We start from the raw sequence: 14,094 nt of genomic DNA, 5'->3' as shown, positions 1-14,094 counted from the left end.
GATACGGCCAGGCGGCCTGGAGGGACCTCGACCCGTGATCCTGTCCATGCGGCGCGACCCGGCTGACCGCAGTCTCCTCGACATGCTCGTGCCCAAAGCCCGCGCCTGGGTCAGTCGACCGGGGAGACCCGGATGAGGTTTCCATCGGGGTCAGTGATCACGAACGTGCGGCCGAAGACAGCGTCGTGCGGCTCCTCGACGACATGGACCCCCTTCGAGACCCAACTCGTGAAGACCTCGTCAACTGCGGACGATGGTCCCGGCATCATCAGTCCGACTTCGCTCGTGCGAGGAGTGCTCGGGACAGCGTGCTCGCGGTATCCCGTCCACAGCGCGAACAGGACGCCGGGGGCAACCTCGAAGGCCACGTAGTGGGGACTGGTGAAGACCGGTTCGAGCTCGAACAGGTCGCTGTAGAAGGCGGTAGCGGCCTGGGCGTCGCGAACGCCGATCAGGAACAGGTTCGGTGCGGCCATGGAGCGCTCCTCAACTGGTTGATTTCTTGGTACTGCTCCAGCGGATCGTCTGATCGCGACAGAACCTGTCACCTTTTCTGCGAGCATTGGCGCGCATGAAGGCTTCGCGGCTCTTGCACCTACTGCTGCTCCTGCAGACCCGTCAGCGCATCACCACCAGCGAACTCGCCAAGCGGCTGGAGGTGTCACGGCGGACTGTGCTGCGGGATGTGGAGGCACTCTCAACTGCGGGTGTGCCTGTTTATGCAGAACGGGGGCGGAACGGCGGGATCACCTTGCTCCCCGGTGCGCGGCTCAACGCATCCCACCTGGACCCACCAGAGCTGGAGGCGCTCTCCGTGGCTGGCTTGGACAGAGCGCAGCTTGAGGGCATGGGCCTGTCCGGGGTGTGGGAATCGGCCGCGCGCAAGATCGCTGCCCGCCAGGCTGGATCACCTGAGCCACCGCACTTGCTGCGATTGGCGGACCTGGTGCTGGTGGAAAGCACCTCGTGGTTCGCTGGCTCACAGGCGGCGATCGACGTAGCGGATCTGGCTACGGCACTGCGGCACCGCCGTCGGCTGCGCATCCGGTACCGGCGCAGCGCCGAGAGTCGGGCCTCGACGCGAGTGGTCGACCCGTACGGGATCGTGGCGAAGTCAGGCCGCTGGTATCTCATCGCCGACGACCAGGGGGACGGTCGGCTGTTCGCTCTGGAACGACTCTCGGCCTACGAACAGCTCAACGCGCCGGCTGTTCTTCGACCTGGTGAGACCCTTCACACCAGGTGGGCCGCGTTGAAGGCACGCACCGAGGCGCAAGGCCGCGTGAGCGTGACCATCCGCCTGCCAGAAACTGGCATCGACCTGGCGCGGCGCATACTCGGCAACCGCATCCACGAAGTTTCCGACCCAGAAGAGGGTTGTCGCACCGTCGTCGTGCGCTATCCCAGCATCGAGTCAGTGCGCCAGCTCCTCCAATTCGGTGACCATATCGAGGTGCTCGCCCCAGAGAGGGCCCGCGAACGCATCAGTCAGCTCGCCAGAGACCTGCTTGAACGCCACTCGGCCCCCACCTCGTAGCTGCTGATCGGAGCGCCGTGCTTTCCATCAACGTCTCCGGTCAGTACACCTAGTGGCCCCGGATGCCGGCCTCGATCAACCTTCGATGGCACGTGCTCAAGGTTCGCTGTCACAGGACACCGTCACCGGGGCGGGGTCTTCCGTACCGGCTGTCGCCAAAGGTTCGCATGACGACAGGCTCGGCGGGCGTCCAATGAACCCGGGGTTTCCGGGGCCCTCGCCGCCGCCGGCGAACTCCAGCGCGACCTCCGACGGGAGCTGACGTACGACGGACTGCGGGCCGCCGAGGCCATGGGCAACAAGGGTGGACGCCGCCCCGCCCTCACGGGCGGGGCAGTCACCGACGTGCGCGCCGCGTACCTGGAGGGCCAGTCCATCGCCGCCCTGGCCCGCGACCACGGAGTCAGCCGCGGCGCCATCGGTACTGCCGTCGCCGATCTCCTGCCCGAGCACGTCACTGCCGACGACCCCGTTCCGGTCCCGGAAGTGCCCCTCACCCTCGACATGCCCGGCAAGGTCGCCGACTTCCTGCGTGCGACCGACCTGGACGACGCCGAGCGGGCCGCACTCGACCACGGCCAGGCTGTACGAAGCGGCACGGGCTACACCCTGCGCGTCACCGCCGTACTCGCGCTCCACCGCCAACTCCTCGACCGCTGCCAGAGCCTGGACGGTGCCGGAGCCATTCCCGCACAGCGCAAGGCCCGCCGCGAGTTCGAGAACCGTGTCAGCGCGTGCGCCCACTAACCAAGATCATCCCGTGGCGGGTTTCTGCCGTATCTGCGTCATGCCCCTGCTCAGTCCTCCTGGAGGAGAACGCCCGTGCGGTCGCGCGTGTGCCCGGCGACGCGGTGTCCGAGGTCGCCGAGGTACGCCGCGAGGGCCGCCGGGCCCGTTTCGGCGCGCGTCCAGCGGGCGGCGAGCCGGTCGGCGAACGACGGTTCGGCGCGCAGCGGTTCGGCCAGCCCCGGGGAGGTCAGCAGCAGCGCGTCGCCGGACTCGGCGGCGCACACCCGGAAGCGGAACGGCTCCGCGAGCCCGGAGGGGCGAGGCTCCGCGGCGGTGAAGCCGTCCCGGGCCGCCGCGGCACCGGCCGGGTCCGCAGTGCGCCCGCGGTCCACCGGCGGCTGAGCCGCGGGCGGCGGCGCCGGCGTGGCCCGCGGTTCGATGTCCTCCCAGGCGCCGTCCCGCAACCTGAGCAAGCCGCCCGCTCCCGCCCCGAAGCAGACCCGGGTACGGCAGCGCGGATCGGTGGGCACGAGCAGGCAGCGCACGTCGGCCGTGTGCTGTGCGGGTGTCAGTCCCCAGGCGGCGGCCTGCGCGCGGAGCCTGCCCAGGGTGCGGTCGGTCAGCCGGTGCAGCCCGGGTCTGAGCGCGTCGCGGCGGTCGGCTCGCAGGTCCTCCGCGAGCCGCACGGCGCTGCGGCCGACGGCGGCCGCGAGTACGTGGCATGCCTCGCGCGCGGCGCGGTGTGCGCCGGCGCCGTCCGTGCGCGCACCCGCGGCGACCACCACGAGTACCAGTTCGTGCGCGCCCGCTGTGAACCGTGCCGCCAGCAGCGCGTCCCCGCGCGGCTCTCCCGCCTCGCGGGCCGCCTCGCCCCGCAGGGAGACCGCCCGCAGTGTGGTGTGTCCGTGCCGCGCCTCCTCCAGCACGGTGTCCGGCACCAGTTCGGCGAGCGCGTCGGGGTCGGCGCGCGGCAACAGCGCGGCGGGACCGGACGGCTCGGCCGCGACCGAGGACTCCCGCGCACCCGGCGGCTCGGCCCTCTCGGCCCGCTCGGCCGCATCCGGTGACTCCCGCCCTCCCGTGGTGGTGCCGAGCGTGCGGGCGACCGAGGCGAAGCGGTCGTCGACGCTGTCCTCGGCGCGGGTGCGACCCGTGTCGGGCGTGTACGGGTCGTACAGCTGGGCCCACCAGTCGCGGCCGCGACCGCCGCCCGAGCCGTTTCGTGCCCCCTGGCCGTCCATGGGCTCATTGTTGCCCGCGCGGGCCTGTCGGAAAGCCCGCAGGGCGAACTCGGTTCGCCCTCACGCGGCCCGGGGAGCCCGCTGCGGCCCGGCCTGCGTGGTCGCGTGCCACAGGTGGTGCAGCGCGTAGGAGCGCCATGGCCGCCAGTGGTCGGCGTGCGCCGGGTCGGCCCCGGCCAGTGCGAGCCCGCGCCGCACGCCCACATCGCCCGGCAGGAACACGTCCGGGTCGCCCAGTGCGCGCATCCGCGTGTAGCCCGCCGTCCAGGGGCCGATCCCCGGCAGTGCGAGCAGGGCGCGCTCGGTCGCGTCGCGGTCGGCGCCCGGGTCGAGGACGACGGTGCCGTCGGCCAGTGCCGCCGCGACGGCCCGCAGGGTGCGGCGGCGCGACTCGGGCATGCCCAGCTCGCCCAGCGGCGCCTCGGCCAGCGTCCCGGGCTCGGGGAAGAGGTGGGTGAGCGCGCCGCTGGGCGCCGCCAGTGGCTTGCCGTACGCCTGTACCAGCCGGCCGGTCAGTGTGCGGGCCGCGCCCACCGTGACCTGCTGGCCCAGCACCGCGCGGGCCGCCAGTTCGTGGGCGTCGGCGGCGCCGGGCGACCGCAGCCCCCGGGTGCGCTCCAGCAGCGGCGCCAGCGCCTCGTACCTGCTCAGGTGCTCGGTGACCGCGAAGGGGTCCGCGTCGAGGTCGAACAGGCGCCGGATCCGCTGTACGGCCGTCGTCAGGTCACGCAGGTCCCCCAGGTGCAGCCGGCAGGCGAGCCAGCCGCCGCCGCGCGCGGGGCGTTCGTCGACCTCCGCGACGCCGGTGCCGTACGGCAGGTCGAGGGTGCGCCGGTAGGTGCGGCCTCCTGGCCGGCCGAGCACCTCCTCGACGCCGGGTACGGCGCGCCGCTCCAGGAAGTCGAACACCTGCCCGGCGGCGTAGTCGCCCCGGTACGCCAGCCGCAGCGTCACCCCGCTGACGGGTCCGCCCTCCCGTGGCGTACCCGCCCGCGCCTCGGGGCGGCCCGCGGGTCCGTGCCCGCCGCGTACGGAGGCGGCACGCAGGGCGCTGGGCGTGCGGGCGTAGACCTCCCGCACCGTGTCGTTGAACTGCCGCACGCTCGCGAAGCCCGCGGCGAAGGCGATCTCGGTGACCGGCAGCCCGGTCGTCTGGAGCAGCACCCGCGCGGTGTGGGCGCGCTGCGCCCGCGCGAGGGCGACAGGTCCCGCGCCCAGCTCGGCGGTCAGCTGCCGCTGCACCTGGCGGGGGCTGTAGCCCAGCCGCGCCGCCAGACCCGCGACTCCCTCGCGGTCCACCACGCCGTCGGAGATCATCCGCATCGCGCGGCCCACCAGGTCGGCCCGCACGTTCCACTCCGCCGAACCCGGCACCGCGTCAGGACGGCACCTGCGGCAGGCGCGGAAGCCCGCGCCCTGGGCGGCGGCCGCGGTCGGGTAGAACCGCACGTTCTCGCGCTTCGGTGTCACCGCCGGGCAGCTCGGCCGGCAGTAGATTCCGGTGGTGCGCACGCCGAGGAAGAACACTCCGTCGAAGCGTGCGTCCCTGCTGCGGACGGCCTCGTACCTGCTCTCGTCTGTGGTCACACCTCCAGTGTGCGAGGGTGCCGCTCGCGCGAGCCAGCGGAAAAGCGACATGGCCGTCGGGGCGGGCAGGGGACGGCGGGGACGGTTCCCGACCGTCCCCGCCAGGCGCTCCCCGGCTACCGTGCGCCGCTCACGGCTTGCGGCGCGGGCCGCGCTTGCGCGCCATCATGTGGCGGCCCAGTGCCTGCCGCTGTTTGACCTGCTGCCGCTGCTCGGCACGCAGGCGGGCGTCCGTACGGGCCGCCAGGCGCACGTTCTCGCTCCCCCAGCCTTCGGCCGGGAGGTGCCCCCAAGCCGGAAGAAGACGTGTCCGTGCTGTGGGACAAGGGTGTGGCCCTTCACAGGGGCGGCCCCGGCCGCGCGGAGAAGCGGTCTCGTCCCGTTCGGCGGCGGCTGGTGCCGTCGCGTGGTGCGCCGGGAATCTAGCGCGGCCCCGCGGCGGAAAGCCACCGCTTTCCCCCCGGAAGCCGCCCGGCCTTCCCCCGGAAGCCGCCCGGTCTTCCCCCGGAAGCCGCCCGTCTCGGATCCGGTCGACGCCGTGCGGCCGTGTCTCACCGGCCGTCGTCGTCTCGGGCCCCGTCCCGTTCGTCGTGGTCGCGGCCCCGCGGCCGGAGGAGCCGCCCCCGCACGTCCGAGGGCGGCAGGAACTTCGTCCAGCGCTCGGGGAACTCGGCCGGGGCGTCCGCGCCCCCCGGCTCCTCCTCGCCGGCGGCGCGCCGGCGCGCGGCGACGGCGGCGACGACCTCCGCGGCCGCCTCCTCCCGCCGCCGCTCGTTGGCCCGCCGCGCCGCGGCGGTCGCGACCGAGGGCCACACGTGGTCGATGGCCGCGTTGACGGCGGCCCCCACCAGCACGGCGAACGCCGACACGCCGATCCACAGCAGCACGGCCACGGGCGCCGCGAGCGAGCCGTAGATGGTGGGTCCCTCGACGGTGTTGGTCAGGTACAGCCGCAGCAGGAAGCTGCACAGCACCCACATGACCAGCGCGACCAGCGCGCCGGGGACGTCCTCCCGCCAGGGAGAGCGTACGGGGACGGACACGTGGTAGAGCGTCGTGAGGAAGACGATCGACAGCAGCAGCACCACCGGCCAGTAGAAGGCGCTGACCACCCCCTCGGCCTGCGGTGCGAGCCGCAGCACCGCGTCGGGGCCCGCCACCATCAGCGGCAGGGCGACCGCGCCGATCACCAGTGCGACGAGGTAGAGGACGAAGGCGAGCAGCCGGGTCCTGACGATGCCGCGCCGCCCGTCGAGCCCGTACATGACGGTGATGGTGTCGATGAAGACGTTCACGGCGCGGGAGCCCGACCACAGGGCGAGCGCGAAGCCGAGGGAGATCACATCGGGCCCCCCGCCCCTGATCACGTCGTCGATCAGCGGTCTGGCGAGCTGGTCGACGCCCTTGTCGGACAGCACGGTGGCGGAGGCGTCGAGAGTGTTCTGGCGCAGCGTCTCGACGGTGTCGGCGCCGATCCAGTCGAGGTAGCCGAGGGAGCCGATGAGTCCGAGCAGCAGCGGCGGGATCGAGATGAGGGTGAAGAACGCCGCCTCGGCCGCCAGTCCGAGGACGCGGTACTCCATGCAGGAGTTCACGGTGTCCTTGAGCAGCAGCCACGCCATCCTCCGTTTGGGGACGTCGCGGTATTTGACCCGCGCTCGCCGCAACTGGCCGCGGGAGCGCCGCGGGGCCCACTTCGGGCCCTCCGCGACGGTCTGCTCAGGGGTTTCCTCGACTGCACGCACGTCTTTAACGTATCTGCCATGCCACCCTCGACTCACACCGTGACCAATCAGGCCTCGCCGCTGGTCGACTACGACGTCTTCACGGCCGACTCCGCGCTCGCCGAGGGCGTGGCCCGCCACGTGGCCCCCGAGCGCGCCGAGGAGGTACGCGAAGAGCTGTCCGAGCTGGGCCGGGCGGCCGGTTGCGCGCAGGCGCAGGAGTGGGGCAGGCAGGCCAACGCGAACCCTCCGGTGCTGCGCACCCACGACAGGTTCGGGCACCGCGTCGACGAGGTGGACTTCCACCCGGCCTGGCACCAGCTGATGGAGCGGGCGGTGGGCGCGGGGCTGACCGACCCGTTCTCGCGCCCCGACGGGCAGCTGCGGCGCAGCGCCGCCTTCCTGGTGTGGTCGCAGGTGGAGCCGGGGCACGGCTGCCCGGTCTCGATGACGCACGCGGCGGTGCCGGCGCTGCGCCAGGATCCGGCGCTCGCCGCCGAGTGGGAACCGCTGCTGACCTCCCACCGCTACGACTGGGGCCTGGACCGTCCCGCGAGCGCCAAGCTGGGCGCCATCGCGGGGATGGGCATGACGGAGAAGCAGGGCGGCAGCGACGTTCGGGCCAACACCACCCGGGCGACCCCGCTGACCGGCGCGGGCGCGGACGGCGCCGAGTACACGCTGCTGGGCCACAAGTGGTTCTGTTCCGCGCCGATGTCGGACGTCTTCCTGGTGCTGGCGCAGGCCCCCGGCGGGCTGACCTGCTTCCTGGTGCCCCGCGTGCTGCCGGACGGCACCCGCAACGGCTTCCGCATCCAGCGGCTCAAGGACAAGCTGGGCAACCGCTCGAACGCCTCCAGCGAGGTCGAGTTCGACGGGTCGACGTGGGCGCGCCGCGTGGGCGAGGAGGGGCGCGGGGTGGCGACCATCATCGAGATGGTGGCGGCCACCCGGCTGGACTGCGTGACGGGCTCGGCGGCGCTGATGCGCCAGTCCGTGGCGCAGGCCGTCCACCACGCGGGGCACCGCTCGGTGTTCGGCAGGCCGCTCGTGGAGCAGCCGCTGATGCGCAACGTGCTGGCGGACCTGGCGCTGGAGTCGGAGGCGGCCACGACGCTGGCGCTGCGGCTCGCGGCGGCGCACGACAGCGTGGCGGGGGGCGGCGAGCGGGCCGAGGCGGAGCGCGCGTTCCTGCGGCTGGCGCTGCCGGCGGCGAAGTACTGGGTGACCAAGCGGTGTGTGCCGCTGGCGGGTGAGGCGCTGGAGTGCCTGGGCGGCAACGGCTACGTGGAGGAGTCGCCGATGCCGGCCCTGCTGCGCGAGTCGCCGCTCAACTCGCTGTGGGAGGGCTCGGGCAACGTGCAGGCGCTGGACGTGCTGCGGGCGCTCCAGCGCTCGCCCGCGTCGCTGGACGCCTTCCTCGGCGAGATCGGCCGGGCGCACGGTGCCGACCACCGGCTCGACGCCGCCGTCAAGGACGTGTTCACCCAGCTCGCGGACCTGGAGGGCATCGAGGCGAGGGCGCGGCGGCTCGTGGAGCGGATGGCGCTGGTCCTCCAGGGCTCGCTGCTGGTGCGCTTCGCGCCGCCCGAGGTCGCCGACGCGTTCTGCGCCTCCCGGCTGGGCGGCGACTGGGGCGCCGCGTTCGGGACCCTGCCCTCGGGCGCGGACCTGGAAGCGCTCGTGGAGCGGGCGCGGCCCGTGGCGGGCTGACACGCACGGGCGCGCCCCGCGCCGAACCGCCCGTGTTCAGCCGCGCGGCTGCGCCGGGCCCAGCAGGCGGTCGAGGGCGCGGCGGGTCCTGACGGGCGCCGTCGCGTCGGCGAAGAGCTGGAGTTCCTGGTTGAGCGCCATGTAGAGGCCGTGCATCTCGAAGGCGAACTGCTCGGGGTCGACGTCCCCGGGCAGTTCGCCGGTCTCGACGGCGATCCGCAGGTCGTTCACCAGCAGCCGCCTGCCGCGCAGCATGAAGCGTGCCACCGTGTCGTGCACGGGCCCGCCGCGCGTGTCGAACTCGACGGAGGCGACGGCGAACAGGCAGCCGCCGGGGAAGGCGGTGCGCTCACTCTCCAGATAGCGGATCCACTCCTCGCTGAAGGCACGCAGCCGGACCAGCCCGGGCCGCAGTGCGGCGACCGGCGCCCACACCAGCCGGGTGAACAGCTCGGAGGCACCGTGCAGGGCGGCGAGTTGCAGCGCCTGTTTGGAGCCGAAGTGGCCGAGGACGCCGGCCTTGCTCATGCCCAGGTCGGTGGCCAGCCGGCCGATGGTCAGCCCGTCCAGGCCCTCGACGGAGCCGATGGCGACACTGCGCTCGATGATGCGCTCGCGCGTTCTGCGCGCCTCGGCGACGGACTTGCGTGGGCTCATGCGCCCATCGTAGCCGCCCGGGCCTGTTTAACTTCCGATCGGTCGGTTGCTATATTCCCGCCACCGGTCGGCCCGGTGCCCTGTGCGGCAACGGCCACCGGCCACAGCCCCTTCCGTGAGGAGAACTGCACCGTGCCGGGAACCCGTATCGCAGCGCTGGGCCACTATCAGCCTGACCGCGTCCTCACCAACGACGACCTGGCGGAGGTCGTCGAGACGAACGACGCGTGGATACGCCAGCGCACCGGCATCGCCACCCGGCGCATCGCCGCCGAGGACGAGACCGTCGCCGACATGGCGACCGCGGCGGCGGGCAAGGCGCTGGCCGCCGCGGGGCCGGCGCCCTCCGACATCGGCATGGTCGTCGTCGCCACGTGCTCCGCGCGGGACCGCTGCCCCAGCACCGCCGCGCAGGTGGCACGCCGTCTGGAGATCCCCTCCCCCGTGGCCTACGACCTCAACAACGGCTGCGCCGGGTTCTGCACGGCGCTCGCCTCCGCGAGCCACTCGGTGGCCGCGGGCGCCGCGCGGCACGCCCTGGTGATCGGCGCGGAGAAGATGTCGGACCTCACCGACTGGAGTGACCGCGGCACCTGCGTCCTGCTGGCGGACGGCGCGGGCGCCGCCGTCGTCAGCGTGCAGCCGGACAGCGCGGCGAGCGAGGGCCCCGACGGCATCGGGCCCGTCGAGTGGGGCTCGGACCCCTCGCGGGGCGACCTGGTGCGGCTGCTGGACGCCTGGCAGCCGCGGTTCGCCCAGGAGGGCCCCGCCGTCTTCCGCTGGGCCACGGCCGAACTGCCCACGCTGGCCCGCCGGGCCTGCGAGCGGGCGGGGCTGGCGCCGGGCGACCTGGCGGGCGTGGTCACCCACCAGGCCAACCTGCGCCTGATCGAGGCCGCACTGGGCCGGCTCGACCTGCCCGGAAACGTGGTGATCGGCCGCGACGTCGTCGACTCCGGCAACACCTCGGCCGCGTCCGTCCCCCTCGCCCTGTCCAAACTGGTCGAGCGCCGCGAACTGGAGCCGGGCGCTCCGGTGCTGCTGCTCAGCTTCGGCGGCGGCATGTCGTGGGCGGGCCAGGTGGTGCGCTGCCCCTGAGGGGTGCGTGAGCGCGGCCCGTGGGGTGTGCGGGGCGCGGCCGGGGCATCAGCTCGCCTGGTGCGGCCCGTCGAGGTCGGCCGCCCAGGGCGGGTTCGCGCCGCGTACGGCGACGACGGCCGCGGCCACCCGCACACCCCACGCCAGCGCGTCGCGCACCTGCTCACGGGTGAGCGCCTCGAGACGGCCGCCAAGGGCGCCCGCTTCGTGGAGGGCGTGCAGGAAGCCCGCCATGAAGGAGTCACCCGCGCCGACCGTGTCCACCACGCGGGTCGGGGGCGCGGCCACGTGGATCCGCTCGCCGTGGAGGGAGGCCATGACGCCGTCCCCGCCCAGGGTGACGACCACCAGGCCGGTGCCGTCGGCGTGGAAGGCGTCCGCGGCCTCCTGCGGCGTGGCGCCGGGGCGCAGGTGGCCCAGGTCGTCGTCGGAGAGGCGCAGGATGTCGGCGAGCGCGCACCAGCGGGGCAGCGCCTCGCGGTAGACGGCGGGATCGACCAGCAGCGGCCGCACGTTGGGGTCGAGGGAGACGGTGGCGCGCTGCCGCACACGCGCCAGCAGGCGCTCGACGGCGGCGCCGCCCGGCTGCTGGGCGAGGGCGAGGGAGCCGGTGTGCAGGCACGTCGTCGGGGAGTCGGCGGCGCGGGCCAGTTCCTCGTCGGTCCACTGCCAGTCGGCTGTCCGCTGCGCGTGGAAGGAGTAGTCGGCGCTGCCGTCGTCGGCCAGGTCGGCGACGGCGAGGGTGCTGGGTTCGGCCGCGTGGACGGCGCGGCTCAGGTCGACGCCCGAGCCCGCGAGGTGGTCGGAGAACAGCCGTCCGAACACGTCGTGCGAGAGCCGTCCCAGAAACCGGGTGGGCGTGCCCAGCCGGGCCAGCGCCACCGCGGTGTTGGCCGGCCCCCCGCCGGGGTGGACCTCCAGCGTGAGCGGCGCCGGGGACTCGCCGGCCGAGGAGGGCGGCGGGGTGGTGCGCGGCGCCACGAAGGCGTCGGCGACGCATTCGCCCAGCACGGCCACGGGGTGGTCAGCGGTCATCTCGGCCCTTTCGTGTCTGCCCCCGGAAGGCGGGGAGCACCGCGTTCCGCGCAGGGCACTGTCCCGCCCTGTCGGCTCGCCACCCTACGGACCCCCGTTCGACCACCGTCGGCCGCACCTCCACCGGCGCTGTTCAGCCGCGCCCGCGCGAAAGGCCCGCGAGGCCGCGCAGTTCCGGCACGCGCAGCAGCCGTCCCAGCGCGAGGTAGCCGAGCGCGAGCACCAGTGTGCCCGCGACGAGCGCCGCGGCGGTCGGGCCCGTACCCTCGCCCAGCGCGTGCGCGGCCGCGTCCGAGGCCACCCGGGCGAGCCCCGCCGCGAGGGCCGCGGCCACCACCAGCAGGCCGTAGAGGCGGATCAGGCGCCGGTCGGGGTCGAGGGGCGCGGCCAGCCGGCGGCGCAGCAGCCAGGCCGTGAGCCAGAGCCCGAGGGCGTAGGAGAGGGCGTAGCCGGCGGCCATTCCGGTCACCGCCCAGCGGGCGGGCAGCAGCAGATGGCAGGTGGTGGCCAGGGCGATGTTCACGGCCGCGATGAAGGAGGCCGCCCAAAACGGCGTCCGGGTGTCCTCGAAGGCGTAGAAGCCGCGCAGCAGCAGGTACTGCGCCGAGAAGGGGATCAGCCCGAGCCCGAAGGCCTGGAGCATCTGCCCCAGCGGGCGCGCCGACTCCGCGTCGGCGGCGCCGTGGGCGAACAGCAGCGTGGCGAGCTGCGGTCCGAGCGCGAGGAAGAGGAAGGCCAGGGGGACGATGAGCGCGCCCGTCAGCCGCAGCGCGCGCGTCAGTTGGCCGCGCAGGTCGGTGAGGCGTCCCTCGGCCACGGCCAGGCTCATGCGCGGCAGCAGCGCGGTCACCAGGGAGACGGTGATGATGGACTGGGGCAGCATCCAGATGGTCTGCGCGTAGGTGTAGGCGGAGTATCCGGCGCCCGCGTGCGGGAGTTGTTGGTCGGCCGCGTTGGCGTAGTTGGTGACGACGGTGAGCGAGACCTGGTTGGCCAGGACGAACAGCAGGGTCCACTTGGCGGCGTGCGCGCTGCTGCCGAGCCCGGTGCCGCGCCAGTCGAAGCGCGGCCGGAAGCGGAAGCCGGCCGCGCGCACGAACGGGACCAGGGCCAGCGCCTGGAGGGCGATGCCCGCGGTGGTGCCGAGGCCGAGAAGCCGCACCTGGCCCGCGGTGATGTCGGCGACGCGGTCCGGCACGGTCATCATGGTCAGGTAGGCGCCGAACATGGCGATGAGCACGGCGTTGTTCAGGATCGGCGTCCACATCATCGCGCCGAATCTCTCGCGTGCGTTGAGCACCTGGCCCAGCATGCCGAAGAGCCCGTAGAAGAAGATCTGCGGCAGCAGGAACCTGGCGAAGACGACGGTCAGTTCGAACGCCTCGTGGTTGGCCGGTGTGTCGCGCATGTAGAGGCCGACGATTCCGGGCGCGGCCCAGACGGCGAGCAGCGTGCCGACGGCGAGCACGGTGACGACGAGGGTGACCAGCCGCTGCTCGTACGCCGCCCCGCCGTCGCGGTGGGTGGCGCGCGCCCTAACGAGCTGCGGCACCAGCACCGCGTTGAGCGCGCCCCCGATCAGCAGCGTGTACAGGCTCGTGGGCACGGTGTTGGCCGTGTTGTAGGTGCTGGCGAGCAGCCCGGTGCCGAGCGCGGCGGCCTGGAGCACCTGCCGGACGAGCCCGGTGGCCCGCGAGACGACGGTGCCCGCGGCCATCACCAGCGAAGAACGCGCCAGTCCAGGGCGCGCGGGGGCCGCCCCCGCCGCCGTCGGCTGCTCGGATGCCGCATCTTGTCCGGATGCCGCGCCTTCTCGGGATGCCGCACCTTGTCCGGCCGTCGCCCGCGTCCCGTCCACCATCCGGTCAACCTATGCGCAGTGGATGACGAAGTGTGAATCCGCCGCCCTGGCCGTGCCGGCCGGGATGAAGAGGGCGTGTCGGCGCGGCCAAGAGTGAGTGCGGCGATGACAACTGTCAACAACCGCTCCCGCCCGGCGGGCGTGTGGTGCTCAACTCGCACCAAACGGTCTTCGTGTAAGCGCCCTGCTCCACACCCCACCGCAGCGCGAACGCCTCGATCAGAGCGATCCCCCTGCCGGACTCGGCCTCCGCCGCGGCGGCCATCAGCACAGGCAGCGGACGCGGGTCGGAATCGCTGACGGCGAGCCGCAGCCGCTCACCGCCGCACCACGCGACCCGTACGGTCGCGGGGGCCGCCTCCCCCACGTGCACGACGACGTTGGCGAGCAATTCGCCGACACAGAGCGCCGCCCCGTCGGCCACCGCACGCGGAGCACCCCACCGCGTGCAGTGCGCGGCCACCTCGTGGCGCACCGCGCCGATGTCGGCGGCCCGCGCCAGCACCGCGAGAGACAGCGCGGGCCGCTGCGGGGCCGTGGCGACCCGCCACACCTGGGACATCACCCCTCGGCCCGCCCCTCCGCCGCGGCGGCGCGCAGGACGGCCGTCAGGGCGCGCACCGTGTCGAGGTTGCAGTCGCCGAGCGCGATCAACGGGTCGGGCCGGTAGGCGGCGTACGTCACCGGATCGACTCCGAGAGACGGCAGCGTCAGCCCGTGCGCACGGAGCGCGTCATGCAGCCCGGCAATACATTCCTCGACATTTTTCGATCGGCTGAACGCATGCTCGTTCATGTGTCGCACCCTTCCTGAGCACTGTGTGACGGACCCCTCACACAATGGACCCAGTACGGGTAGCGTTGCGGCGTGTCGGGCTCCCGCGAGCGAACTGCCCCTCAGCTACGCCCCCTT

General features: G+C 73.5%; 13 protein-coding genes and 1 pseudogene. 4 read left to right on the top strand and 10 right to left on the bottom strand.

Annotated elements, in window-relative coordinates; all coding sequences use genetic code 11:
- Positions 1-110: 110 nt before the first annotated feature.
- Positions 111-476: a VOC family protein gene (locus tag DQ392_RS22900; RefSeq protein ID WP_114017574.1), complete on the bottom strand. Its 366-nt coding sequence runs from the start codon at positions 474-476 to the stop codon at positions 111-113.
- A gap of 95 nt (positions 477-571) precedes the next feature.
- On the opposite strand from DQ392_RS22900, the gene DQ392_RS22895 reads away from it, so the two are divergent.
- Both DQ392_RS22895 and DQ392_RS22890 read left to right on the top strand, forming a co-directional pair.
- Complete coding sequence (locus tag DQ392_RS22895) at positions 572-1,537, top strand: helix-turn-helix transcriptional regulator (protein ID WP_114017573.1); 966 nt, start codon at positions 572-574, stop codon at positions 1,535-1,537.
- A 291-nt stretch (positions 1,538-1,828) separates the two neighbouring features.
- Complete coding sequence (locus DQ392_RS22890) at positions 1,829-2,284, top strand: helix-turn-helix domain-containing protein (protein WP_245981788.1); 456 nt, start codon at positions 1,829-1,831, stop codon at positions 2,282-2,284.
- Between the two features lie 50 nt (positions 2,285-2,334).
- Here the strand turns inward: DQ392_RS22890 and DQ392_RS22885 are convergent, their stop codons facing one another.
- The 4 genes and pseudogenes from DQ392_RS22885 to DQ392_RS22870 form a co-directional block, all read right to left on the bottom strand.
- Positions 2,335-3,507 (bottom strand): protein phosphatase 2C domain-containing protein, encoded by a 1,173-nt coding sequence (locus DQ392_RS22885; RefSeq protein WP_114017572.1) that lies wholly within the window; start codon positions 3,505-3,507, stop codon positions 2,335-2,337.
- 60 nt (positions 3,508-3,567) lie between these two features.
- Complete coding sequence (locus DQ392_RS22880; RefSeq protein ID WP_114017571.1) at positions 3,568-5,145, bottom strand: AlkA N-terminal domain-containing protein; 1,578 nt, start codon at positions 5,143-5,145, stop codon at positions 3,568-3,570.
- A gap of 79 nt (positions 5,146-5,224) precedes the next feature.
- Positions 5,225-5,353 (bottom strand): annotated as a pseudogene (locus DQ392_RS22875) (ribosome small subunit-dependent GTPase A); the annotation flags it as partial.
- Positions 5,354-5,645: 292 nt separating this feature from the next.
- Positions 5,646-6,716: a YihY/virulence factor BrkB family protein gene (locus tag DQ392_RS22870; RefSeq protein WP_114017570.1), complete on the bottom strand. Its 1,071-nt coding sequence runs from the start codon at positions 6,714-6,716 to the stop codon at positions 5,646-5,648.
- Positions 6,717-6,857: 141 nt separating this feature from the next.
- On the opposite strand from DQ392_RS22870, the gene DQ392_RS22865 reads away from it, so the two are divergent.
- A complete protein-coding gene (locus DQ392_RS22865) occupies positions 6,858-8,531 on the top strand; it encodes an acyl-CoA dehydrogenase family protein (RefSeq protein WP_114017569.1) in 1,674 nt (557 codons plus the stop codon).
- Between the two features lie 36 nt (positions 8,532-8,567).
- Here the strand turns inward: DQ392_RS22865 and DQ392_RS22860 are convergent, their stop codons facing one another.
- The gene (locus DQ392_RS22860; RefSeq protein WP_114017568.1) at positions 8,568-9,188 is read right to left on the bottom strand and encodes a TetR/AcrR family transcriptional regulator; all 621 of its coding nucleotides are present in this window, start codon (positions 9,186-9,188) and stop codon (positions 8,568-8,570) included.
- A gap of 132 nt (positions 9,189-9,320) precedes the next feature.
- Here DQ392_RS22860 and DQ392_RS22855 point away from each other — a divergent pair, with 132 nt between their 5' ends.
- Positions 9,321-10,286 carry a beta-ketoacyl-ACP synthase III gene (locus tag DQ392_RS22855; protein ID WP_114017567.1) on the top strand — a complete coding sequence of 322 codons (966 nt, stop codon included), beginning with the start codon at positions 9,321-9,323 and terminating at the stop codon, positions 10,284-10,286.
- Positions 10,287-10,334: 48 nt separating this feature from the next.
- Here the strand turns inward: DQ392_RS22855 and DQ392_RS22850 are convergent, their stop codons facing one another.
- From DQ392_RS22850 to DQ392_RS22835, 4 genes are all read right to left on the bottom strand, one after another.
- Complete coding sequence (locus DQ392_RS22850) at positions 10,335-11,321, bottom strand: carbohydrate kinase family protein (protein ID WP_114017566.1); 987 nt, start codon at positions 11,319-11,321, stop codon at positions 10,335-10,337.
- Positions 11,322-11,454: 133 nt separating this feature from the next.
- On the bottom strand, positions 11,455-13,182 hold the full coding sequence (gene murJ, locus DQ392_RS22845; protein ID WP_114017565.1) for a murein biosynthesis integral membrane protein MurJ: 1,728 nt from the start codon (positions 13,180-13,182) through the stop codon (positions 11,455-11,457).
- A 115-nt stretch (positions 13,183-13,297) separates the two neighbouring features.
- Positions 13,298-13,744 carry an ATP-binding protein gene (locus tag DQ392_RS22840; RefSeq protein ID WP_114017564.1) on the bottom strand — a complete coding sequence of 149 codons (447 nt, stop codon included), beginning with the start codon at positions 13,742-13,744 and terminating at the stop codon, positions 13,298-13,300.
- Positions 13,744-13,977: a hypothetical protein gene (locus DQ392_RS22835; protein ID WP_245981785.1), complete on the bottom strand. Its 234-nt coding sequence runs from the start codon at positions 13,975-13,977 to the stop codon at positions 13,744-13,746. The genes DQ392_RS22840 and DQ392_RS22835 overlap by 1 nt, the downstream gene beginning before the upstream one ends.
- Between the last annotated feature and the right edge of the window lie 117 nt (positions 13,978-14,094).

The sequence above is a fragment of the Streptomyces reniochalinae genome, assembly GCF_003323735.1.
Classification (GTDB): Bacteria; Actinomycetota; Actinomycetes; order Streptomycetales; family Streptomycetaceae; genus Streptomyces; species Streptomyces reniochalinae.
Note: the sequence above shows the minus strand (reverse complement) of the source record. Positions and strands in the feature narration are given on the sequence as shown.

Coding starts and splice junctions, on each gene's coding strand:
- DQ392_RS22890 (WP_245981788.1), top strand. CDS start 1,829: ATGGGCAACAAGGGTGGACGCCGCCCCGCCCTCACGGGCGGGGCAGTC.
- DQ392_RS22880 (WP_114017571.1), bottom strand. CDS start 5,145: ATGTCGCTTTTCCGCTGGCTCGCGCGAGCGGCACCCTCGCACACTGGA.
- DQ392_RS22870 (WP_114017570.1), bottom strand. CDS start 6,716: ATGGCGTGGCTGCTGCTCAAGGACACCGTGAACTCCTGCATGGAGTAC.
- DQ392_RS22895 (WP_114017573.1), top strand. CDS start 572: ATGAAGGCTTCGCGGCTCTTGCACCTACTGCTGCTCCTGCAGACCCGT.
- DQ392_RS22840 (WP_114017564.1), bottom strand. CDS start 13,744: ATGTCCCAGGTGTGGCGGGTCGCCACGGCCCCGCAGCGGCCCGCGCTG.
- DQ392_RS22885 (WP_114017572.1), bottom strand. CDS start 3,507: ATGGACGGCCAGGGGGCACGAAACGGCTCGGGCGGCGGTCGCGGCCGC.
- DQ392_RS22860 (WP_114017568.1), bottom strand. CDS start 9,188: ATGAGCCCACGCAAGTCCGTCGCCGAGGCGCGCAGAACGCGCGAGCGC.
- murJ (WP_114017565.1), bottom strand. CDS start 13,182: ATGGTGGACGGGACGCGGGCGACGGCCGGACAAGGTGCGGCATCCCGA.
- DQ392_RS22900 (WP_114017574.1), bottom strand. CDS start 476: ATGGCCGCACCGAACCTGTTCCTGATCGGCGTTCGCGACGCCCAGGCC.
- DQ392_RS22835 (WP_245981785.1), bottom strand. CDS start 13,977: ATGAACGAGCATGCGTTCAGCCGATCGAAAAATGTCGAGGAATGTATT.
- DQ392_RS22865 (WP_114017569.1), top strand. CDS start 6,858: ATGCCACCCTCGACTCACACCGTGACCAATCAGGCCTCGCCGCTGGTC.
- DQ392_RS22850 (WP_114017566.1), bottom strand. CDS start 11,321: ATGACCGCTGACCACCCCGTGGCCGTGCTGGGCGAATGCGTCGCCGAC.